Annotated in this window: 26 protein-coding genes; 7 read left to right on the forward strand and 19 right to left on the reverse strand. The window is 31.4% G+C overall.

What is annotated here, in order from left to right:
• The first annotated feature begins 586 nt into the window (after positions 1–586).
• The 5 genes from ACYU7A_RS08980 to ACYU7A_RS09000 all read left to right on the forward strand — a co-directional run bounded on the left by ACYU7A_RS08980 (position 587) and on the right by ACYU7A_RS09000 (position 4,820).
• Positions 587–1,879, forward strand: coding sequence for an O-acetylhomoserine aminocarboxypropyltransferase/cysteine synthase family protein (locus tag ACYU7A_RS08980; RefSeq protein WP_460575888.1), 1,293 nt, complete (start codon positions 587–589; stop codon positions 1,877–1,879).
• A gap of 110 nt (positions 1,880–1,989) precedes the next feature.
• Complete coding sequence (locus ACYU7A_RS08985) at positions 1,990–2,985, forward strand: alpha/beta fold hydrolase (RefSeq protein ID WP_460575890.1); 996 nt, start codon at positions 1,990–1,992, stop codon at positions 2,983–2,985.
• Positions 2,972–4,072 carry a homoserine dehydrogenase family protein gene (locus ACYU7A_RS08990; RefSeq protein WP_460575892.1) on the forward strand — a complete coding sequence of 367 codons (1,101 nt, stop codon included), beginning with the start codon at positions 2,972–2,974 and terminating at the stop codon, positions 4,070–4,072. The genes ACYU7A_RS08985 and ACYU7A_RS08990 overlap by 14 nt, the downstream gene beginning before the upstream one ends.
• Positions 4,073–4,110: 38 nt before the next feature.
• Entirely contained in the window at positions 4,111–4,482 is a 372-nt protein-coding gene (locus tag ACYU7A_RS08995) for a zinc-ribbon domain-containing protein (RefSeq protein WP_460575894.1), read from the forward strand.
• An 11-nt stretch (positions 4,483–4,493) separates the two neighbouring features.
• Entirely contained in the window at positions 4,494–4,820 is a 327-nt protein-coding gene (locus ACYU7A_RS09000; protein ID WP_460575896.1) for a hypothetical protein, read from the forward strand.
• Positions 4,821–5,070: 250 nt separating this feature from the next.
• Here ACYU7A_RS09000 and lepB read toward each other — a convergent pair whose 3' ends face one another.
• The 11 genes from lepB to ACYU7A_RS09055 all read right to left on the reverse strand — a co-directional run bounded on the left by lepB (position 5,071) and on the right by ACYU7A_RS09055 (position 16,698).
• Positions 5,071–6,672, reverse strand: a complete 1,602-nt coding sequence (gene lepB / locus ACYU7A_RS09005; RefSeq protein ID WP_460575898.1) for a signal peptidase I — start codon at positions 6,670–6,672, stop codon at positions 5,071–5,073.
• A gap of 95 nt (positions 6,673–6,767) precedes the next feature.
• Entirely contained in the window at positions 6,768–7,823 is a 1,056-nt protein-coding gene (locus tag ACYU7A_RS09010) for a helix-turn-helix domain-containing protein (protein ID WP_460575899.1), read from the reverse strand.
• A 355-nt stretch (positions 7,824–8,178) separates the two neighbouring features.
• Positions 8,179–10,335: a methylmalonyl-CoA mutase gene (gene scpA, locus ACYU7A_RS09015; protein ID WP_460575901.1), complete on the reverse strand. Its 2,157-nt coding sequence runs from the start codon at positions 10,333–10,335 to the stop codon at positions 8,179–8,181.
• An 11-nt stretch (positions 10,336–10,346) separates the two neighbouring features.
• Entirely contained in the window at positions 10,347–10,640 is a 294-nt protein-coding gene (locus ACYU7A_RS09020) for a type II toxin-antitoxin system RelE/ParE family toxin (protein ID WP_460575902.1), read from the reverse strand.
• Positions 10,630–10,863 (reverse strand): hypothetical protein, encoded by a 234-nt coding sequence (locus tag ACYU7A_RS09025; protein ID WP_460575903.1) that lies wholly within the window; start codon positions 10,861–10,863, stop codon positions 10,630–10,632. Before ACYU7A_RS09025 ends, ACYU7A_RS09020 begins: the two co-directional genes overlap by 11 nt.
• A gap of 26 nt (positions 10,864–10,889) precedes the next feature.
• Positions 10,890–12,263, reverse strand: a complete 1,374-nt coding sequence (locus ACYU7A_RS09030; protein ID WP_460575905.1) for a methylmalonyl-CoA mutase subunit beta — start codon at positions 12,261–12,263, stop codon at positions 10,890–10,892.
• A 248-nt stretch (positions 12,264–12,511) separates the two neighbouring features.
• Complete coding sequence (locus ACYU7A_RS09035) at positions 12,512–12,865, reverse strand: FtsB family cell division protein (protein ID WP_460575906.1); 354 nt, start codon at positions 12,863–12,865, stop codon at positions 12,512–12,514.
• 17 nt (positions 12,866–12,882) lie between these two features.
• Complete coding sequence (gene udk, locus ACYU7A_RS09040) at positions 12,883–13,491, reverse strand: uridine kinase (protein ID WP_460575907.1); 609 nt, start codon at positions 13,489–13,491, stop codon at positions 12,883–12,885.
• 81 nt (positions 13,492–13,572) lie between these two features.
• Positions 13,573–14,337, reverse strand: a complete 765-nt coding sequence (locus tag ACYU7A_RS09045; protein WP_460575908.1) for a TIGR02757 family protein — start codon at positions 14,335–14,337, stop codon at positions 13,573–13,575.
• Positions 14,330–16,030: an LIC_10190 family membrane protein gene (locus ACYU7A_RS09050; protein WP_460575910.1), complete on the reverse strand. Its 1,701-nt coding sequence runs from the start codon at positions 16,028–16,030 to the stop codon at positions 14,330–14,332. Before ACYU7A_RS09050 ends, ACYU7A_RS09045 begins: the two co-directional genes overlap by 8 nt.
• 5 nt (positions 16,031–16,035) lie before the next feature.
• A complete protein-coding gene (locus tag ACYU7A_RS09055) occupies positions 16,036–16,698 on the reverse strand; it encodes an ABC transporter ATP-binding protein (protein WP_460575911.1) in 663 nt (220 codons plus the stop codon).
• A gap of 157 nt (positions 16,699–16,855) precedes the next feature.
• Here ACYU7A_RS09055 and folE point away from each other — a divergent pair, with 157 nt between their 5' ends.
• Entirely contained in the window at positions 16,856–17,527 is a 672-nt protein-coding gene (gene folE, locus ACYU7A_RS09060; RefSeq protein ID WP_298306666.1) for a GTP cyclohydrolase I FolE, read from the forward strand.
• Positions 17,528–17,577: 50 nt separating this feature from the next.
• A complete protein-coding gene (locus tag ACYU7A_RS09065) occupies positions 17,578–17,898 on the forward strand; it encodes a hypothetical protein (protein WP_460575913.1) in 321 nt (106 codons plus the stop codon).
• 9 nt (positions 17,899–17,907) lie between these two features.
• Here ACYU7A_RS09065 and ACYU7A_RS09070 read toward each other — a convergent pair whose 3' ends face one another.
• From ACYU7A_RS09070 to serC, 8 genes are all read right to left on the reverse strand, one after another.
• Entirely contained in the window at positions 17,908–18,222 is a 315-nt protein-coding gene (locus tag ACYU7A_RS09070) for a DUF6787 family protein (protein ID WP_344815017.1), read from the reverse strand.
• Between the two features lie 30 nt (positions 18,223–18,252).
• The gene (locus ACYU7A_RS09075) at positions 18,253–18,684 is read right to left on the reverse strand and encodes a DUF6146 family protein (protein ID WP_460575914.1); all 432 of its coding nucleotides are present in this window, start codon (positions 18,682–18,684) and stop codon (positions 18,253–18,255) included.
• A 268-nt stretch (positions 18,685–18,952) separates the two neighbouring features.
• Positions 18,953–19,237, reverse strand: coding sequence for a hypothetical protein (locus ACYU7A_RS09080; protein ID WP_460575915.1), 285 nt, complete (start codon positions 19,235–19,237; stop codon positions 18,953–18,955).
• 10 nt (positions 19,238–19,247) lie between these two features.
• Positions 19,248–19,643 (reverse strand): hypothetical protein, encoded by a 396-nt coding sequence (locus ACYU7A_RS09085; RefSeq protein WP_396145107.1) that lies wholly within the window; start codon positions 19,641–19,643, stop codon positions 19,248–19,250.
• A gap of 165 nt (positions 19,644–19,808) precedes the next feature.
• On the reverse strand, positions 19,809–20,366 hold the full coding sequence (locus ACYU7A_RS09090) for a hypothetical protein (protein WP_460575917.1): 558 nt from the start codon (positions 20,364–20,366) through the stop codon (positions 19,809–19,811).
• 132 nt (positions 20,367–20,498) lie between these two features.
• A complete protein-coding gene (locus ACYU7A_RS09095) occupies positions 20,499–21,452 on the reverse strand; it encodes a D-2-hydroxyacid dehydrogenase (protein WP_298306678.1) in 954 nt (317 codons plus the stop codon).
• Between the two features lie 58 nt (positions 21,453–21,510).
• Entirely contained in the window at positions 21,511–22,107 is a 597-nt protein-coding gene (locus ACYU7A_RS09100; protein ID WP_460575918.1) for a GNAT family N-acetyltransferase, read from the reverse strand.
• Positions 22,108–22,116: 9 nt separating this feature from the next.
• Positions 22,117–23,187, reverse strand: a complete 1,071-nt coding sequence (gene serC, locus ACYU7A_RS09105) for a 3-phosphoserine/phosphohydroxythreonine transaminase (RefSeq protein WP_460575919.1) — start codon at positions 23,185–23,187, stop codon at positions 22,117–22,119.
• Between the last annotated feature and the right edge of the window lie 91 nt (positions 23,188–23,278).

Consider the following 23,278-nt stretch of genomic DNA (forward strand, 5'->3'; position numbering starts at 1 on the left):
TTGTGAAAGCAGCTTTGGAGTAATTCAAGGCTGTTTTTTTTAACTTTTATGTTAAAATAAAAAAACTTTTTAAAAACATAATACGTAGTATTATATATTCAGTTTTTACTTCTTCAAATGTTAAATTTTCAAATTTCATTTGGTCAATTGAAAAATAGTTCAGAAGTTTGCGTCATCAAAAAGAAGAAAAAATGAATTTAATTATTTGCAATATGTGTCATATGATGTGGAAGTTTCCGCAGAGGACATTTATTGCATAATTTTAAGTTTTTAAAATATATACAATCAAACCTCTGCAAATTGCAGAGGTTTTTTTATTTCAACTAATTTCAAAAAATAATTATTCTAAAATGAACGTAATAGCAAAAAATATGATGAATTGTATGATGATGCACATGATGATGTGTTGTATCGGCATTTGCTATTACCAAAAACGGAAAACGTAAAAGAAATATATATTTCTAGTGTAAAAGTCCTTTTGGTATGCCATCCAAAGGGACTTTTTTTATTTAATCTGAATTCATTTCAGATTCTTATCAAAAGTAAAATCAAAAAATTTAATATCTAACATCTAAAATTCAAAATCATGAGCACACAAAAATTTGCAACAAACGCTTTACACGCAGGACACGACGTAACAAAAAATGCAGGGACTAGAGCTGTTCCAATTTATCAAACCACATCTTACGTTTTTAATGATTCGCAACATGCAGCCAATTTATTTGGCTTGGCCGAAGCAGGATTTATTTACACAAGATTAAACAACCCAACCAACGATATTTTGGAGCAACGTTTGGCAAAACTAGAAGGTGGAATAGGAGCAGTGGTTACCGCTTCGGGAACATCAGCAATTGCAACCACTTTTCTAACATTACTAAAAGCTGGCGACCACATTGTAGCATCCAATAGCTTGTATGGCGGAACCTACAATTTATTGAATGTTACTTTACCAAGACTCGGAATCACAACTACATTTGTTGACCCATCAAACCCTGAAAACTTTACCAAAGCGGCGCAAGAAAATACCAGAGTATTTTTTGCAGAAAGTTTAGGAAATCCAAAACTTGACGTCTTAGATTTGGAAGCTATTGCTAACGAGGCAAAATCTTTCAAAGTACCATTTATTGTTGATAATACTGTCGCAACGCCTTATTTACTTAACCCAATTCAATACGGTGCAGACATCGTAATTCACTCTCTTACCAAATACATCACAGGCAACGGAACTTCTCTTGGAGGCGTAATTATTGATGCAGGAAATTTTGATTGGAGCAACGGAAAATTTCCAGAATTCACCGAACCTTCAGCAGGTTATCACGGATTAAAATATTATGAAGCTCTTGGTGCTGTCTCATTTATTGCTAAAGTTAGAATTGAAGGATTGCGTGATTTTGGTGCTGCTTTAAGTCCGTTCAATGCTTTTCAAACGATTCAAGGTTTGGAAACTTTAGAAATTCGAATTAAAAAACACAGTGAAAATGCTTTGGCTTTAGCGCAATGGTTGGAAGCTCAAGACGAAGTTGATTGGGTGAATTATCCAGGATTAGCGACTTCAAAATATAAAACTTTAGCCGATAAATATTTGCCAGAAGGTAAAAGTGGTATCGTAACCTTCGGATTAAAAGGAGGATTTGACGCTGCCAAAAAAGTAGCCGATGAAACCAAGTTATTTTCATTACTAGCCAATATTGGTGACACCAAATCATTGATTATTCATCCTGCAAGTACAACACACCAGCAACTTTCAGAAGAGCAACAACTTACTACTGGCGTAACTAAAGATTTGATTCGCTTGTCGGTAGGTTTAGAAGATATTGAAGATTTGAAATCCGATTTAAAGTCGGTTTTTGTAAAGCTTCCAGTAGAAAAATTGATTTAGGTTTTTGTTTGTTTTGAACTGCCTCCGATTTCGCGGTTGGAGGCAGTTTTTTAAAAAAGATCCACCAAATCTTAATTTTCTTAATTCCTTAATGGTTTAAAAAATATAAAATGTTAGAAAAAATAGACGTTTTTAATTTCACTTTAGAAAACGGAAGTACAAAACCCTATCTTCCGTTGAGTTATCAATTATTTGGGCAACCTTTTGGTGAAGCTCCAGTCGTGGTAGTAAATCATGCTTTGACAGGAAACTCCAATGTTTCTGGTGAAAACGGTTGGTGGAATGATTTGATAGGAGAAGGAAAAACGATAGATACTAATTCTTTTACCATCATCGCTTTCAATATTCCAGGAAATGGTTTTGATAACAATTTCGGAAACTTGATTTCAGATTACAAACAATTCACCATTCGTGATATTGCCAATATTTTTTGGGAAGGTTTGTTTTCTCTAGATATTTCAGAGGTTTTTGCAGTCATTGGCGGAAGTCTTGGAGGTGCAATTGCATGGGAAATGGCGGTGTTGCAACCTAATAAAATTCAAAATCTTATTCCAATTGCAACCGATTGGAAAGCCACCGATTGGGTAATTGCCAATGTGTTGATTCAAGATCAAATTTTGAATAATTCTGATGATCCTATTGCAGATGCTCGTTTACATGCTATGCTTTTGTATCGAACGCCACAATCTATAAATCAACGATTTAAAAGAGCTCAAAACGATAGATTAGCGGTTTTTCAAATTGAAAATTGGTTGTTAAATCACGGAATCAAACTGAAGAATCGTTTTCGATTATCGGCTTACAAACTCATGAATCATCTTTTAAAAACTAATGATATTACTAGAAACAGAGGCGATTTTTTAGCTGTGGCAAATTCGATTCAGGCCAATATTCATATCGTTGCAGTCGATACCGATTATTTTTTTATTGCTGACGAAAATCGAAAAGATTTTGAAGCACTAAAATCTGTAAAAGACAATGTTCACTATCATGAAATTGAATCCATTCACGGTCATGATGCTTTTTTAATAGAATATGCCCAATTAGAACAATTTTTGAAACCTATTTTTAACAAACAAAAACAACAAAATTATGTCAACGCTTAGAATTAATATAGTCCTTTTCGGAATCGGAAACGTAGGAAGTACCTTAGTGAATCAAGTTTTAGAAAGTCAGAAATTCTTTTTAGAAAAGAAAAATATCGAATTGCGCTTTCCAATAATTACCAATTCAACTTTAGCTTTTTTTGAAAAAGATGGAGTTAAAAACCAGTGGGAAGCCAATTTTGCGCAATCGGCAATTCCATTCAAAGTAGAAGATATTATTGATTATGTAAAAGAACTTGAATTAGAAAATTTAATTGCAGTTGATGCAACAGCAAGTTCTGATATTTTAAAAAATTACATTCCTTTACTTCAAAACGGATTTAATATTGTGGCTGCCAATAAAAAAGCGAATACACAACATTTAGATTTTTATAACGATTTGAGAAGAATAGCTAAGAAGTTTGATAAATCTTTTTTGTATGAAACCAATGTTGGAGCAGGTCTGCCAGTGATTCAAACCATTAGAGATTTGTATTATTCTGGTGAGAAAATTACTAAGATTAGAGGCGTATTTTCTGGTTCGTTGAGTTATATTTTTAACAGGTTTTCATCAGAAAATGAGCCTTTTTCAAAGATTTTAGTAGATGCCGAAAAACTCGGATTAACCGAACCCGACTCAAGAGAAGATTTGTCAGGTAACGATGTGGCTAGAAAATTATTGATTTTAGCTCGTGAATTAGAGCAAAAAGTAGAACTGTCAGATATAAAAGTAGCTTCATTATTGTTGCCAGAATTGAATGAAAAACATTCCAAAGCGCAATATGCAATTAACAAATCGCTATTTGATAAACCCTTTAATATTGCCAAAATCACACAATCCGACAATCACGTGTTGCGTTACGTTGGTGAATTGGATTTAGAGAAAAACCAATTGGAAGTAAAACTAGTTTCGGTTCCCAAAGCTACTGCATTAGGTCAATTGAAAGGAGCAGATAACCTTATTGAAATTTATACTAAATCGTATGGTGAAATTCCAATAGTAATTCAAGGAGCTGGTGCAGGAAAAGCGGTAACTGCAAGAGGAGTTTTGTCAGACATTCTAAAATTAGCAGAGAAAATCAAGGTTAAAAATGAGGTTTGGGTTTAGGAATAAAATTTTATATTTGGAAAAATAATAATTGATTTATGATTTTTCTATTTGGAATTAAACGCAATTTATTAGTTAGAGATTTATTAGACACGTGTGAATGTCCGAATTGTCATAAGGACAATAATATGATGGTGACTAAGTATGGAAGCTATTTTCATGTCTTTTTTGTTCCAATTATTCCTGTAGGAAGTTCATTAGAAGTACAGTGTTTGTATTGTCAAAAGATTTATGACGGACAGTATTTAAGTCCAACGCTTTCAGAAGCAGTTCAGAGAAAGACAATTTTGAATGAAACCAAGCGGCCAATATGGCATTCTTTAGGATGTTTTGTAATTTTAGCGCTGTTTTTTTTAATTGTAATATTGTTTTTTGTAGCTTTATTCAAAGTTAAATATAGTAAAGGATAACACTATAAAATATGATAGGTTCTGTAGAAAAATTAATAAAAGGTGATAAAATAAGAAATGCCAATTGTCCCGAGTGTCAAGCACCAAATTCTTTGACAGCTTCGGTTTATTCTAAGATATTTATTTTAAAATTGTTTCCATTTGTATATGGAAAAACGGCTAAAGTAGATTGTTCAGAATGCAAAAGAGCTTTTCCAAATTATAAATATTTACCCATGCCGATTCAAGGAAAAGTAGATGAAATGATGAATGACATACATCACAAATGGTACGGATATATTGGCTACGTAGTATTTGGTGCCATAATCATCTTCGGATTGTTGAATCCTAGGAAATAGAAAAAAACCACAGTATTTGTGGCTTTTTTTAAGTTAGATTTAATAAAATTTTGAACTCAATTATTTAATTAATTCAAGTTTTATTAATTCCTCTTTTGGACACATTAGAATGTTGGAATTTATTTTTGGATGATTGACAAAAAAATGCAATTCATCTGTTGTAGATTTTTTTGTGAATTTTAAATAATATTGATTTTCGGAATAATTGAAGTGGTAAATATTGTCGTATTTGGTATCTTTAAAATATGTTTTATTTACAGAATTTAAGTCTTCTTTTTTTATATTTATTGTAAAGTGTATAAATAATTAAAGCCAAAATAAAGTAACCCAAATAAGACACTCTTTCTCCATTACCTCCAACAGTTGTAAACATCCTTTCCCATCTGATTTTGTGAATTCCTTTTCCATTAGTGTTCCAACTAAACCAAATAAAAACTGGCTTACCAACCACATGATCAAAAGGAACAAAACCCCAATATCTTGAATCTCTTGAGTTGTCTCTATTATCACCCATCATCCAAAAATAATTTTGTTTAAAAGTGTAAGTTGTAGTAAGATTACCATCAATAAAAATTTGATGACCTTTCACAACTAATTGATGACCTTCATATTCTGTAATTAATCGTTTATAAAGTGGCAGAATATCAGTATTGATAGTAATTGTCTTTCCTTTTTCTGGAATATAAATTGGTCCAAAAAAATCAACATTCCAATTATAATTTGCAGCATGTGGAAATATTTTAAAATCTCTATTTGCTTTTTTCTCTTTTCGCAATACAAGACTTTCTATATAAGGGTTTTCTCTAGCTTTATTTGCAGCTTCTTCTGTTGCTTGAACAAAATAATCTCCAGTTTTAGGATCATACGATATTCCATCAGTTATATCATATGATTTGAGAAGATTTGTCGCAGACTCATACGAAGAAAATTGAATTTTAAATTTAATAGTATAAGAAAACTGCAATCTAACTCTATCGGAAAGCTTTGATAGTTTACCATTAATAAATACATAACCATTTCTAACTTCTAAAGTATCTCCAGAAATTCCAACACAGCGTTTTACCAAGTTTGTTTTTTTATCTATTGGTTTATAATAATTTCTATCAGGATTAAAATTATTCATATCTAATAACGTATCTGCTGGTTGATTAAATACTACAATATCATTCCGTTCAATCTTTTGAAGACCTGGCAATCGCATATAGGGTATTTGAAATAGATTCAATAATGAAGATTCTTTTTTTGAAAATTCATCATCAAATATGTATGATTTCTTTTTAAGTAATGGAATTGAATCATGCACCATTGGTAATGCAACAGTAGTCATTGGAATTCTTGCTCCATAATGAAACTTACTTACAAACAAATAATCTCCTACTAATAATGACTTTTCTAAAGATGAAGTTGGAATTGTGAAAGGTTGAATAAAATAAGTATGAACAAAAGTAGCAACAATGACTGCAAATAATAGAGAACTAACTGTTTCACCAATTCCGTGCTTTGGTTTTATGTTTCTATCTACTATATATTCTAATTGATCAGAGTTATAATTCAAATAGGCAATATAAAACCCAAAAGAAAAAACTACTAACAAGGTGTCACTCAAACTATTTTTGCCAAAACTCCTAATAGTTTCAACCCAAACAACAGGTAAAAGAATTAAATTTATAACAGGTATGAAAAATAAAAACACCCACCATCTTGGCCTATTAATAATTTGCATTAATATATAAGCATTATAAATTGGCAGTAATGCTTCCCAAGATTTTCTACCTGCTTTTACATACAATTTAAAAGTGCAAAAAAAATGAATAAATTGGATAATGATGAATAATACTAAAATCTTAGACATGTGGATAATTTAAAAGTTTTGGGCAAAATTCGATTAAATTATTGTGCTAGATTACCAAAATCATGATTCTGGCATACAAAAATCATATACAATTCCTATTTTTTTATAAATAATTCTCGATAATCAATTGCTGTTATTTTTGTGATTTTTTTGAAAGTTGCATTAAAAGAAGACATACTATTAAAACCACTTTCATAGGCAATAGCTGAAATTTTATAATTATTATAATCTGGGTTTTCTAAATATTTTTTAGCTTCTTCAACTCGATACTTTGCAATATATTGAGAATAGTTTGTATGCTCTATTTGATTGATAATTTGAGACAACTGCTTTGAAGATATGCCTATTTTTTCTGCTAATTTTACTAAAGTTAATTCTGGATCTAAATATAACTTATCTTTTTCCATAAATTGGTGGAGTCGTATTAAACACTCCTTTGTAAAAGTACTATCTAAAGTTGAATTAGAATATTTAACTTTTTTATCTTCAAACAACCACAAATTTCTGTAACCTACAATAGCCATTAAAACAATTAAAAAAGAAAATAAGAATGTACTACTAGGATAAAAAGGCAATACTTCAAAAAAGATGAGAATAGAATTAATGAATTGTAAAGCAGTTGATAGTATAAAAAAAAGTAACCACTTTTTAATTGTTTCTTCCCTTTGCATATCAATTTCTTCGCTTTGGGTATTTAGCAACCAGTATAAACTATAAAAACAATAAATCAAACCATGAAAAAATAAACCTAAATAAAAAACATTTGTTTGAGTAAAATTATTGTTTGAAATAAAAACACTATAAATAGTTATTAAACAAAAAGGAGTAAAATGCAAATAATATTCAATTCTTTTTATGGTTCTACTATTAGAAATTTGATGCTTAACATAAAACCATACACAGGGTCCAATTAATAAAAACAAGCATAAAAAAAAGGCTAAAAAAGAATTCGTCATTTCATAATAATTATGAAATATTGCTTTTGTTGCACGAAGGCTTAATACCAGAAAATATAGGGATAAAAAGAAATTTGCTTTTAAGTTTTTATTTTTTTTTAAAAGTAGTTGAATGCTAAATGAAAATCCTAAAATAACACCTATGCTACTGATTAATAATTCAACGCGATTAAAAAATTCTGATTCAAAATTCATAAAACAAAGAAACTAAAATCTTATATAATTTACAATACTTTTATTTATACTTTCAATAGATATTTTACGCTCATTATGTTCTTCTAGCTCTGAATATTTATTTTTAATGATTCTGAAATATTTTATAATTGTCAACATCAGATTGAGAAATTTTTATTTTATAGGAATCATATAATTTTTTTTAATACTTATTCTTAGTGTTATTTTCTCAATTACTATGTTAATCTACAAATTTGTGTTTTGATACATTCTTCTAGTTTTTGTAAAGTTTTAAACATAAAAAACACCAACTCTTCAGTCAGTGTTTAGTAATATTATATATAATTCTTCCTTTGTTGGAACGACAAGAATGCGTTTATTCTTCCAACAAAACCTCCAAAATACTAATAGCAGCTTCACTAATTTTAGTTCCAGGACCAAAAACGGCAACCGCTCCAGCATCAAAAAGGAATTGGTAATCTTGTGCAGGAATTACGCCACCAACAATTACCATAATATCTTCGCGTCCGTATTTTTTTAGTTCTTCAATAACTTGTGGCACTAACGTTTTGTGTCCAGCTGCAAGAGAAGAAACTCCAAGAATGTGAACATCGTTTTCTACTGCTTGTTTCGCAGCTTCTTGAGGTGTTTGAAATAATGGTCCAATGTCCACGTCAAAACCTACGTCGGCATAACCTGTGGCAACTACTTTCGCACCACGATCGTGTCCGTCTTGTCCCATTTTAGCAATCATAATTCTAGGACGACGACCTTCTTTTTTGGCGAAGGCATCGGCTAGTTGTTTTGCTTTTTCAAAACTTTCGTCGTTTTTTATTTCTTTACTATACACGCCGCTAAAACTTCTAATTTGTGCTTTATATCTTCCGAAAACTGCTTCCAAAGCATCACTAATTTCTCCTAATGTTGCTCTGTTTCTTGCAGCTTCTACTGCCAAAGATAATAAATTGTTATTCTGATGACTATCAGAATCTGTTGTATTTTCCGTTGAAGTCTTTGCAGCAGCAGTTAATTTTGCTAAACATTCGGCAACTTTGGTGTTATTGCGAGTGGCTTTTATTTGTGTCAAACGCTCAATTTGTTGCTTGCGCACCATATCGTTATCTACATCTAAAATCTGTAATGGATCTTCTTTTTCTAATCTAAATTTATTTACACCAACAATAATATCTTGACTGCTGTCGATTCTTGCTTGTTTTCTTGCCGCAGCTTCTTCAATACGCAATTTCGGAATTCCAGCTTCGATGGCTTTCGTCATTCCTCCTAATTCTTCTACTTCTTCAATAAGTTTCCAAGCGTTTTGTGCAATTTCGTTGGTCAAACTTTCTACATAATAACTTCCTGCCCAAGGATCAACAGTTTTACAGATTTTGGTTTCTTCTTGTAAAAATATTTGGGTGTTTCTGGCAATTCTAGCAGAGAAATCGGTTGGTAAAGCAATTGCTTCGTCCAATGCGTTAGTGTGCAACGACTGAGTTCCGCCAAATGCTGCTGCTGCTGCTTCAATAGCAGTTCTAGCCACATTATTAAAAGGATCTTGCTCGGTTAAACTCCAACCTGATGTTTGACAATGCGTTCTCAAAGCCAATGACTTTTCATCTTGTGGATGGAATTGTTTTAGCAATTTTGCCCACAACATTCTTCCGGCACGCATTTTGGCAATTTCCATAAAATGGTTCATTCCAATTGCCCAGAAAAAAGATAGGCGAGGAGCGAACTCATCGATTTTCATTCCGGTTGCTAAACCTGTTCTAATATATTCTAAACCATCAGCTAAAGTGTAGGCCAACTCAATATCTGCAGTTGCTCCAGCTTCTTGCATGTGATAACCCGAAATTGAAATCGAGTTAAATTTTGGCATTTTCTTGCTCGTATATTCAAAAATATCAGCAATGATTTTCATCGAAGGCGTTGGTGGATAGATGTAGGTGTTTCTAACCATAAACTCCTTCAAAATATCATTTTGAATCGTTCCTGAAAGTAATTCAGGAGCAACACCTTGTTCTTCGGCAGCAACAATGTAAAATGCCATAATTGGTAAAACAGCACCATTCATAGTCATAGAAACCGACATTTCACCCAATGGAATTTGATCGAAAAGAATTTTCATATCTTCCACAGAATCAATGGCAACTCCAGCTTTTCCAACGTCTCCAAAAACGCGTTCGTGGTCAGAATCGTAACCTCTATGTGTGGCTAAATCAAACGCCACAGAAAGTCCTTTTTGTCCAGCAGCAAGATTTCTTCTGTAGAAAGCATTACTTTCTTCAGCAGTTGAAAATCCTGCATATTGTCGAATAGTCCAAGGACGACGAACGTACATGGTAGCATAAGGTCCGCGAAGATTTGGTGCAAATCCTGCTCCAAAACCAATATGTTCCAAATTTTCAATGTCTTCTTTAGTGTAGGTTGGTTTAACTTCAATATTTTCAGCAGTGTGAAAAGTTGTAGTATTGTTATTTGGAGTTTCCTTTTTGGAATTTTCCAAAGTGATGTGTTGTATATTTTTTCTCATAGTTTCTAAAACTATTTAGGATATTTTTTTATGTTTTTTGATGTATGAAAGCAAGAAAGAATTTTAATTAGTTCACTATTTTCATCATAAACATAGAACAATAAAAAAGGAAATACTTTTAATGGAATTGCTCTATAATTTTTGTGTCTTATTTGATAATCAGGATTTATTTCTAGTTTTTTGTAAGTTTCAGATAATTCGTTGTAAAATCTTAAAGCAAGTTTTAAATTAATTTCGGCATAATATGCTACTGCATTTTCAATCTCTTTTTGTGCTTTTTTAGAAACAATAACTCTAAAACCCATATTTCTTTTTTAATAGATTTAACGATTCTGTAGATGTTATGTATTCTGATTCAGGTTCGTTTAATCTGTTATCTAAAAGTTCTATTTGTTCTTCTGAAAGGTGATAACTAATATCATTTTTTGCCAAAATGATTACTTCAACTTCATCTGCGATAAAATCGTCAGGTAAAGTAATGTTTACTTTTTGATCTTTCACTTTTACAAATTGTCTTATCGCTTCCATAGTTTCTTTTTTGTTAAAGTTATCAATTATTCAGATGCTAATCGCTCTTGCTCTAATTTCTCTGCCAATCTTTTTTCAATGATAGGAGTGATGAGCGTTTTGCGAGGATTTTGTTTTACAAAAGGATACAATTCCAAATCGTTTTTCATGCTATCGTTTTTGTTTGGATATTTATTGGTTCCTAATAAAATTTCTTTGCCGTTGTCGAACAACTCTTGCTCTTTATTGGCACTTTCGCTGATTTTTCGTTGAATAGTTCCTTCGATTAATTGGGTTATCAAACCACCATTTTTTTCAATGTCTTTGAATAATTCTAATGCTTTTTCGGCTAATTGTTGCGTTAAATTTTCAATATAATAAGCGCCATCGGCAGGATTATTTACTTTATCAAAATAACTTTCGTGTTTTAAAACTAAAAGTTGGTTTCTAGCAATTCTATCGCCAAATTCGTTGTCTTTATGATACAATGCATCGTAAGGTAAATTCGCTACAACATTAGCTCCACCAAGAATTGCCGACATGCATTCGGTTGTAGTTCTTAGCATGTTTACATTGTAATCGTAGATGGTTTTGTTTCTGCGAGTTGGTGTTACAATGATGTTACAATCAAAATTATGATGATATTCTTTAGCTAAAGTGTTGAATAAAAGTCGTAAAGCTCTAAGTTTTGCAATTTCAAAAAAGTAGTTGGTTCCAACTGCGACTTCAATTGTTATGGGATGTTTTAATGCTGGAATTCTATTGAAATATTCATTGGCATGAGCCAAAGTGTAAGCTAATTGTTGCACCATATTCGCTCCAGCATTTTGGTAAATTCCCGAACTAATATTTAGATAATTAATTGCTGATGAACTTGCAATAGTATTTAGTTTTTCAAAATCACTTTCTAGGTTTTCAAACCAATTTCCGTCTTTAGTAAGTTGACCAATTGGATCAATTTGCATAACGAATTTTGCATGATTTTTAGCAGCATATTCACTTACTTGAGTTGCGAAATCTACCGATAGAAATGGTAAATAAAAATAATAAGTTGTTTTTTCTAAAGGAAGATTTTGCATCAAATCTGCAATAGAAATTGTGTCGTTTTCTATCGTGAAACGAATGCTTTCTGCTCCACGAGTAAGTGTGTCTAACGCACGTTCGTTAGATTTTTTTACGTCGTGAACGAATATGTTTTGAAGAATTTCAAAGGCTTTTTCTGGAGAATTTATTGAAATTTTAGAATCTGTTTCTTCCACTTCATCATTGTGATAAAATGGTTTTACTTTGATGCCTTCTGGGCTTTCCCAAACTAGTGTTTCGTTATAATCGGCGCCTTTGAGTTCGTATTGAATTTGCTGTTTCCATTGTTTGGAACTTACGCTTTCAAAATCTGTAAAAAGTGGTTTATTTGTGCTCACAAGTATTTTGCTTTTTGATACTTCAAATTTAGTCAAAAATTATCTTTTTTTGAAGATTTAAATTTGATTTTTTGCAAAATAGGTATATACTTTTTCGATGGTTAAATTCTAATAATGATAAATGATAAATTTGTTTTTTAGAATGAGTTTCTTTAAAATCGTGATATCTAGTTTAAAGTTCACAATCTAGCCCTGATTGCAGTGGCACGAAGTAGAACGTAAAGCAGGAATTACCATAATAGAAATGCCTACTGTTTCGCTCCTTCTAAACTGTCTTTAATTCTATCTTCTTCGATGTCAATGATGTATATGTCTTCGCTGTCTTTTTTCATGTAGTATTTCTCGCGAGCATATTTTTCGGTTTGGCCAGGATTGTTTAAGTTTTTAATGCTTTGTTTGTCTTTGGCGATTTCTTCTTGGTAGTATCTTTTATTGTCTTCTAATTCGTTGATTTCTTTATCTAAAACACGACTATCCATATAAGAATAGTTGTCAAGAAAAAGCATCCAAACGATGAAAAATAAGGAAACCAAAGTGTATTTGCTTCCTAAAAATTTAAGAAAAGGAAAATCACTAATAAGGTTTTGGAACCAATTTTTCATTTGTTTTTGGTGTAAAATTAGGTCAAGCGTTGGTTGATAACGGCACGAACTACATCAATGGCAACGGTATTGTATTTATCGTTTGGAATAATGATGTCTGCAAATGCTTTTGTTGGTTCGATGAACTGTTGGTGCATTGGTTTTAGCGTAGTTTGGTAACGGTTTAAAACTTCTTCCATATCACGACCACGCTCTGCAATATCACGTTTTAGACGACGAATTAAGCGTTCGTCTGAATCGGCGTGAACGAAAACTTTTACATCAAACATCTCGCGAAGTTCTGGATTGGTTAGGATAAGAATTCCTTCTACAATCATTACTTTTCTGGGATGTGTTGAAATAGTATCGTCGGTTCTGTTGTGCGTTACGAAAGAATAAACAGGTTGATCGATGGTTTTTCCGGCTTTTAACTCTTTTAAATGTTGTACTAAAAGTTCAAAATCGATAGCACGTGGATGGTCAAAATTGATGTTGCTTCTTTCTTCATAACTCATGCCTACATTTTGTTTGTAGTAAGAGTCTTGAGAAATAATTCCGACTTCAGTTTCTGGAAGTTCGTTCATAATTTGGTGAACAACAGTTGTTTTTCCTGAACCTGTTCCGCCTGCAATTCCGATGATAAGCATAGTTGTGTTGTTGTGTTATTATTTGGACAAAAATAGATAAAAAATTACGAATTACGAATTAAAAATTAGGATTTATCAATGTCAAAACTTCTCGAAAACTCCCAAACCAAATAATGCAAAATCATATTTTACAGGATCATTTGGGTCTAATTTTCTGAGGTTGGTGTCTAATTCTGAAAGTGCTTTTGCGTCGTTTTGTTTTCTTGAAAGTAATTCTAATTTTCGAGCCACATTTCCTGAATGAACGTCAAGCGGACAAGACAATGCTGATGTTGGAATGGTTTTCCAAATTCCAAAATCAACTCCTTTTTTATCGTTTCGAACCATCCAACGAAGAAACATATTGATTCTTTTTGCTGCCGAATTATTTAAAGGATCAGAAATGTGTTTTTGAGTACGATTTTGATGATTGATTTCGAAGAACACTTTCTTAAATTCGGAAATACTTTTTTGCATGGAATCTTTCTCAATGTTTTTTGAGAAAACAGCTTCCAAACCATTATGATTGGTGTAAATATTTTGTAATCCTTTGACAAACGTAATCATATCGCCACCATTGAAAGTGCGATGAACGAAATTCTCTAATTTTTCGAGCTGGTAATCTTGATGGTTTAGTACAAAATCGTATGGTGAATTTCCCATGAAATCCATCATTTTTTTTGCATTATTGATTATCATTTTACGGTTTCCCCAAGCAATTGTTGCTGATAAAAATCCTGCAATTTCAATGTCTTCTTTCAAAGAAAAAGCATGCGGAATTTGTATTGGATCGCTTTCAATAAACTTCGGATTGTTGTATAATTCTACTTTCTCTTCAAGGAAGGATTTTAATTCGGAATTAGTCATTTTTGTTGATTTTTTTGGCATAAAATCCGTCTTTTAAATCTTTGCTTCTTTGTTGTGGAATGATATAAAAGTATTTTTTGAAATAAGCGATTTGGTCTTTATTTACGCAAGGAAGTGCTCCGTTTCCGCTTGCCCAAAAGAAGTCGTTTTGGATAGGAGAGTTGTATTTTAAATTTCCTAATTGAATGACTTCAAATGTGGTGTTGTTTTTGGTGTTTTCATGAGGAAAAACTATGTTTTTAGTTGAAAAATTACTGAGTTCCATCATGAATTTGTAATTTGAAAAACGATTTAAATTGACAGGAAGAAATAGAATTAGTAGCGTTGGAACTAACGAAAGCAATAAAACAGCATTAATTATTCTTTTATTTTGAAACAAACAAATGAAGCAAAACAGCGAAAAGAATAAGATAAAATTCATGAAAAATCGATATTGAGGCGATGTTGCGAAAAGGATGATTAATTGCAAAACCATCAAAATATAAAGTATCCAAACGGCTTTCTTGTTTTGAAATTTATAGATAAAAATTGGTGTAATTATTATGAGTAAAACACTCAATTTATTGAACAATCCATTTAGTTTTGGAAGCGATAGCCATCTTAAAAATAAATCTAAAGCCGACATAGAATTGTATTGTTGCAAATCGACAAAGTATCCGTAATATTTTAATTGGTCGTAATAGAAACTTTCAATTCTATCAGGAATCGCATAATCCATTGTTAAGGATGAAAATAATTTGGATGGAAAAACTGGCGAACCACAAATAATCATGTTTTTCGTTATAAAAAGTATCAAAACAATAGTTGCTAGTATAAACGATTTTGATAAGTTTTTAGAAAGAATTTTGAAGTTTTGAGCTAATAAAACAATTGGAATTAGTACAAAAGTTAAAGTGGTATTTTTAATGTAAAGTGTAAAAAGTATCAGAATTACAATCAGATTAAATACTTCAACTGTACATTTTTTGAAATTTTCTAAAAAGTAAAAAAAGATGATAAATGACAAAACATAAACCGGAATATCAGGCGATGGCGCGCTAATAAATTGAAAAAGAAAAATACTCGTTATCGGAAATAATCCTATCAAAAGATAGTTGGAGTTTTTATTTTGATAAAATTCTTGAAGTTTTTGAACGGAAAAAATAGTTCCTAATAACAAAATAAACCCACTTAAATCATTGAAATTGGAATACAGAAATGAAAAATTAAAAACACTTTGTGTAATATGCCAACCGCTTGTTTGACCAAGAAAAAAATGCAAATTCACAATTCCTTTTACAAAACCGTATTCGTTAATCCATTTGATGGTTTGAATGTAATAAGATTCATTATCAATAACATACGGAATGGAGCTGCATTGAGCAACAATCATTAAAGTAATTGTGAATAAAAAGAGTTGCAGCGTTTTTGATAGTGATTGTAGTTCGCTCCAAAATACTTTATACTTTTCAATAATCTCCTTTTGGAATTTAAAAAAAAGTAAAAGATTTAGAATTAAGATAACTCCATGAAATTCAATATTGATTCTACCAAAAATTGCCCAAATGCTAGCAAGAATTGTAACAGAAAACAATCCTAAAATGGAAGTAATCGCGAAATTTTTATTTTTCAATCCAATACATCTATCAAAACCAAAACCAAGATTGATTGTGGTGAAGAGAATATAAATCCATGATAGAAGTATTAGAACCATAAATTTTATTTTGATATCAATCCATCAACCATCACCAGTTTTCGGTCTGCCATGTTGGCTAATTCTTCGTTGTGGGTTACAATTACGAAGGTTTGTCCAAATTCATCACGAAGTTTGAAAAACAATTGATGTAAATTTTCTGCCGAAGCTGTATCTAAATTTCCTGAAGGTTCATCGGCAAAAATAACGGCTGGTTTGTTAATTAAAGCTCTTGCAACTGCAACTCTTTGTTGTTCACCGCCAGAAAGTTCGTTGGGTTTGTGATCAATTCTGTGAGATAATCCTAAGTATTCTAATAATCTTTTTGCTTCTGTTTCGGTTTCTTTTTTTTCTTTTCCACCAATAAATGCAGGAATACATACATTTTCTAAAGCTGTAAATTCAGGTAATAGTTGATGGAACTGAAAAATAAATCCCAAATGTTGGTTTCTGAATTTTGATAATAATTTATCGTTCATTTTTAAAATGTCTTCCTCATTTATGGTTAATGAAGTTCCATTTTCTAAAGAAGGTTTGTCTAACGTTCCAAGGATTTGCAATAGCGTTGTTTTTCCAGCACCAGATGCACCTACAATAGATACAATTTCACCTTTTTTTATATGTAAATCAACACCTTTTAAGACTTGTAAACTATCATAAAACTTGTGAATATTTCTGGCTGTAATCATGCTTCAATTTTTCACAAAGTAACAAAGTATTTTATAAAAAATGAGTGATATAGATTTTTTTTATCGTTGAATAAATAATAAATAAAAGTTAAAGAAAACTTTTTGTTTAAAATTATCGTAAATTTGTTAAACAAAATAAACCCAAAATAAAATAGCCATGAACACATTAATTGAAAAAGAAATTTACGAATTGATTGGCGATAATCATCAGATGACATCAGCAGAAACTCCTTTGCGTCCTGATGCATTTGACAAATCGGATGCTGACAAAATGCAAACCATAGAAAAGCATTTCCATATCATCATGGAAGAAATGGGATTAGACATGACTGATGATAGTCTTCAAGGAACACCTCATAGAGTTGCTAAAATGTTTATTCAAGAAATATTTTCTGGATTGAATCCAGCGAACAAACCAAAAATATCGGTTTTTGACAACAGTTATAATTATGACAAGATGTTGGTCGAAGCTAATATTAGTTTCAACTCAACTTGCGAGCACCATTTTTTACCAATAGTTGGAAAAGCTCACATTGGCTATGTATCTAGTGGAAAAGTTATAGGATTGTCAAAATTGAATAGGATAGTAGATTATTATTCTCGTCGTCCGCAAGTTCAAGAGCGCTTGATTATGCAGATTTACAATGAATTGAAAACTGTTCTAGAAACTGACAATGTTATTGTAGTAATGGAAGCAACGCATTTGTGTGTATCAAGTCGAGGAATTAAAGACGAATCGAGTTACACTTCAACGATTCAATACGGTGGAATTTTTAATGAAAAAGAAAACAGAAACGACTTTTTCAACATGATTAATCAGCCTAAATAGTTTGGCATTAGATTTGTAATATCATTTCCAAATTATAAATTAAATTAGAAATGATATTACAATCGGATGCATTGACCAACTTAAGTAACAAACAAAGAAATTTATTTTTAGGTATTTTTCTTGATTTAGTTGGTATGTTAACGTATTTGGTTCCGTTTTTCGGAGAATTTGCAGATACTATTTGGGCACCATTAGCCGCTTTTATGTTATCTTATATGTACAAAGGTTCCATTGGTAAAGTGGGTGGTATAATCGAGTTTTTAGAAGAGATTTTACCTTTTAGTGATTTTATTCCAACATTTACGCTGACATGGATTTACACTTATGTGATTAAAAATCAAGAGGATAATAATTTAAAGGAACTTCAATAGTTCCTTTTTTTATTTCTCAAAAAAATCGGCGATAAATCCAAGTTTCATGCTTCGAAGCATTTTCTTTTCAAAAGCCCAAAAGAATTTGAATTGACCGAACAAGAATCCGAAACTTACCAAAAGAACTTGGTAAACAGGAAAAATCATCACAATGTATAAAGGATAATAAAGCCACAAGGAAACACTTTCTTTTGTAATTCCGAAAAGGGCTAAAATGGGTTTTGCAATAAGTGCCGAAGTAGAACCTGTAACTGCAAATACAACAAGTATAACAACTACTTGCCAATCTGATGTAATGTTCCAACGTTCTTTAAAGCTTCCCATTTTCTAAAATAAAGTGCAAATTTACTCAATTTATGGACGTGGTACAAATCCGGCGAGTTGTTGTTTGTATGTTATTTGAAAATAAATGAAATAATTATAAATCAAGTAGTTTACTTCGTAACCATATTTGGTATAATAATCATAATTGATTTGCATTTCGTATAAATTTGGATTGTATTGCTGAGGTAAAAGTACTCTTCGATTCCATTCAGAAACATAAACCTTATTTCTAGTTTCTAGATAATTTTCTGTGTAAAAACCTCTTGGTTTTGCAATACTATTCAACCACGAAGTAAATCCACCATCAATAATTATTACTTCATATTCTAAGGAATCATTAGCAATACGAATAGTGTCGGATGCTTTTGTTGAATTCTCATTAGTTTTTGAAATAGACTTATTTGTTGAAGAACATCCAATTATAAAAACAAGTATTACAAAAAAGTAAATTAGATTTTTCACAATATATTTTTTATAAAGTTACTAAAATTCAATCTATTGTGATTTGATTTATAACTGTTTTAACAAAAAAAAGTACCTCAATAACTGAGATACTCTTTTCAAGCCATAAAATATAAATGTAATTTGCTAGTACCAAACATTATTTTATTTGGTGAAATTATTCTTCTCTTGACAAAATAATATTGATATCTTTATTTTAGCTTTATTTTTTTCATAATTATTATCCTTTATCTTCGTCTAAATCGTTATGATTGTCACCACCAATGCTCTAATAGTTGTTTTCTTCATCTTCGCTACCAACTTCTTCTTGCTCGTCATCAAGTTCAGTTCCTGGAATGTCTAAATCTTCACCAGTCTGATCTTCATCAAAATCTTTCTCGTTAAATTCATTTGTGTTATCAATTTCTATAATCGATTTCTTTATAGTAATATCTTCTGGATCAATATCAATTTTTTTTTCAAGTTGGTTATAAATATCTTCATTGGCAGGATAATGAGGATAACCAGGAAATTCATCTAATTTCTCATGGTCTTTTTTTTGAGTATCTTTCATTTGGCTTAATTTACATTTTGAATTCTAAACGGTTGAAATAATCTCTAATGAAATGATGTTGCTCTATATCACTCATTTTATCAGCATTTTTGACTTTAATTTTGACTTTGCTGTATTTTGAATCAGATTTTAAAATATTGAATAATTCTGCTTTTGCATCCGTTGGACCAAATAGAAGGACTTCATCATATTTTTCAATTTCAGCAGCAATATTTTTGTAAAAAGTTGTATGTTTTTGCTGCTCTTTGTTATGCATTTCATTTTCACTTCGTTTTAAAGTTTCTACCTTATCTTCATAAGTAAAATCGGAAGTTATGGTTTTGGTTTCTTTTACCTCTGAAGGAAATTCGATTAAATAGGCATTAGAATGATCCATCCAAATTCCTAGTTTTTTTGATGATTTCATTGTTTTATTATTAATGTTATAATTAATATCAACAACAAAATTGAGAAGAAATTCAAGCTTTTATGTTACAAAAATGAGGATAATGATTACATGATTCTCACATTTAGCCATAAAAAAACCACCACTGTAAAAGTGATGGTTATTATTGAAAAGAATTTCTTTAAATTATTTTCCAAAAAGTTTTCCTAATAAACCTCCAAGTCCACCAGATTTTTTAGTCACAGCAGAAATTGCGTCACTCATTCCAACTTGTCCGTCACCATCTTGGTCTAAACCAAATTGACCACCGTATTTAGTAACAGCATCCATCAATCCACCACCATTTCCACCTGAAATTGAGCTAATCAAATCTGTAATATTAAATCCAGGTTGGTTTGGATCTTTAGCTTTATTGATCAATCCACCTAATATTTGAGGAATTAAACCACCAGCTACACTTCCAGCAGCTTCTGAAGATAAACCGAATTTTTCTCCAAGGTTTCCTGTTACTTTTCCTGTTAATTCTTGAACTACTGGATTGTTCATATCAATTGGAGTTTTACCAGAAAGTAATCCTGCTAAATCACCAACATTTCCACTAGCAACCATATCTTTTAAACCAGAAAGGATTGAACCTCCAGCTTCTTCCATTACGGCTTCATTTTGTTCGTTTGGCACTGCAGGATTGTTTACTACTGCATCACCACCAAATTGTTTTACTAATTCTGTAAGTTGTTCAAACATAGTTTTTTGTTTTTAGTTTTAACAAAGGTATAAAAGTTTAAAAGCAAATATATAAAACGTCAAATTTATTCTACAAAAAAATCCAAATCTGAAGTAAAATTTAGATTTGGATTCTATTTTTTTTGAAGTTGATTACTTCTTTAATAGACCAATAATTTGTTCGGCTAATTCGGTTCCAATTCTATCTTGCGCTTCTAGAGTTGCAGCTCCAATATGTGGCGTTAATGAAATCCTTGGATGCATCAAAATTTGAATTTCTGGCGTTGGTTCTTTTTCAAAAACGTCTAATCCTGCAAAAAGAACTTTATCACTTTCTAAAGCTTCAATTAAAGCAACTTCATTAATCACGCCACCACGAGCACAATTTACTATTCCTACATTGTCTTTCATTTGTGCAATTTCATCGGCATCAATTACATAACCTTCTTGCGCAGGAACGTGAAGTGTAATAAAATCAGAATGTTTGAACAAATCTTCTAATGGTTCTGTAATAATATCAACATTAATGAATTGGCCAGTGTAAAAATCAACTCTTATTTCGGCATTGCTTAAAAATTTATCTGCAGCAATTACTTTCATTCCAAGTCCAAGTGCCATTTTTGCAACCGCTTGACCAATTCGTCCAAAACCGATAATTCCTAATGTTTTGCCACGAAGTTCGATACCATTTGCGTAAGCTTTTTTCAAACCTTCAAAATTAGTATCACCTTCAAGAGGCATATTTCTGTTAGAATCATGTAAGAAACGAACTCCAGTAAATAAGTGTGCAAATACTAATTCTGCCACACTTTCAGATGAAGATGCTGGCGTATTGATAACGTGAATTCCTTTGGAACGCGCATATTCTACATCAATATTGTCCATTCCAACGCCACCACGACCAATGATTTTTAAATTTGGACAGGCGTCGATAATATCTTTTCGAACTTTGGTTGCGCTTCTCACTAAAATTACATCAACATTATTCGAATTGATGAAATTGGCAACTTGTTCTTGAGCTACTTTGGTAGTAATTACTTCAAATCCACCTTTTTCTAAAGCTTTGATTCCGCTTTTTGAAATTCCGTCGTTAGCTAATACTTTCATAATTTGAGTTTATGATTTTAAGGGTTTATGAGTTTAAAATTTAAAACTCATTTATAATTTATATTCTATTTTTTAAATTTTGTTTGACCGAATCAAACCATTCATTTTTTATTATGCTTAATCTAATAGCATCAATTCTATTTCCAAAAGCATCAGTACTTATATTTCTCGAGATGCCTTCAACAACACAACCTATGCTTTTCATTGCATTTATACTTCTTTCGTTTTTACTATTTGCAGCAAATGCAACTCGCTCCATTTTCATTTTTTCAAATGCGAACTCTAAAAGTAAGTACTTACAATTTTTATTTAATTTAGTTCCTTGAAACTCTTTTCCGTACCAACAAGTGTAACCAATTTCTAAAAACTTGAACTCAAGGCTTATTGCATAAAATCTTGTGCATCCAGCATATTTTTGATTTACCTTGTCAAAAACAATGAATGGATATTCAATTAATTTTTCCTTTTGAGATAATGCTTTTTCAATGTAAATCTTCAAATTTTCTGGTGAATCTGCTGCATTTGCATTGAAACTCCAAAGATCGGGTTCGTTTATAGAAAATGCAACTAATTTTTCATAATCAGAAGCTTGTAATGGTTGCAAACGCACTACATCATTTTCTAAAATATAATCTTCTTTGAAATTGAAATCCATGCATGAAACTTAAACTTGTGATTCCAAATTTTTCATTACATCAACCAAAACTTGAACGCTTTCTAACGGCAAAGCATTGTACATTGAAGCACGATAACCTCCAACAGAACGATGTCCAGGCAATCCTGAAATTCCTGCTTCTTTCCACATTTTGTCAAAAATAGGTGCGTGGTTTTCATCATTTAATAAAAACGTGGCGTTCATGATACTTCTATCTTCAACGGCTGCAGTTCCTTTAAATAATGGATTTCTGTCGATTTCTGAGTATAATAAGTTGGCTTTGGCTTCATTAATTTTTTCAATTGCAGCAATTCCTCCAAGGTTTTTCAACCATTGTAAAGTTAAAAGCGATGCATAAATAGGAAAAACAGGTGGCGTATTGTACATACTTTCTGCTTTGATATGTTTTTCATAATCCAACATACTTGGAATAGATCTTCCAGATTTTCCTAAAATTTCTTCTTTTACAACTACCAGAGTTGCTCCAGCAGGGCCCATATTTTTTTGAGCTCCAGCATAAATCAAATCAAATTTTGAAAAATCTAAAGTTCTTGAAAAAATATCAGAACTCATATCGCAAACTACAGGAACATTTGTTATTGGAAACGATTTCATTTGCGTTCCAAAAATGGTGTTGTTGCTTGTACAATGAAAATAGGAAGCATCCTCAGGAATTGAATAACCTTTTGGAATGTGATTGTAATTTTGCTCTTTAGATGAACCTACGATTAGAGTTTCTCCAAAATGTTTGGCTTCTTTTATCGCATTACTAGCCCAAGTTCCAGTATCTAAATAGGCTGCTTTTCCATCCGTTTTCATTAAATTATAAGGAACCATCAAGAATTCTAAACTGGCTCCACCAGCTAAAAATAAAGCTTGATATCCTTTTCCTTCCAATCCTAAAAGTTCTAAAACTAAAGCTCTTGCTTCGTCCATAACGGCAACAAAATCTTTACTTCTATGAGATATTTCTAAAATAGATAAATCGGAATTATTAAAATTTAAAATGGCTTGTGCTGATTTTTCAAATACTTCTTGAGGAAGAATACATGGTCCGGCGCTGTAGTTGTGTTTTTTCATTGTTAAGTTAATGCAAATTTTAAAGCGCAAATTTCGTAAATAGCCTACGAAAAAGCGGTTAGAATTTGACAATAATCAGCCCTTGTTATTA

The sequence above is a fragment of the Flavobacterium koreense genome (genome assembly GCF_054776075.1).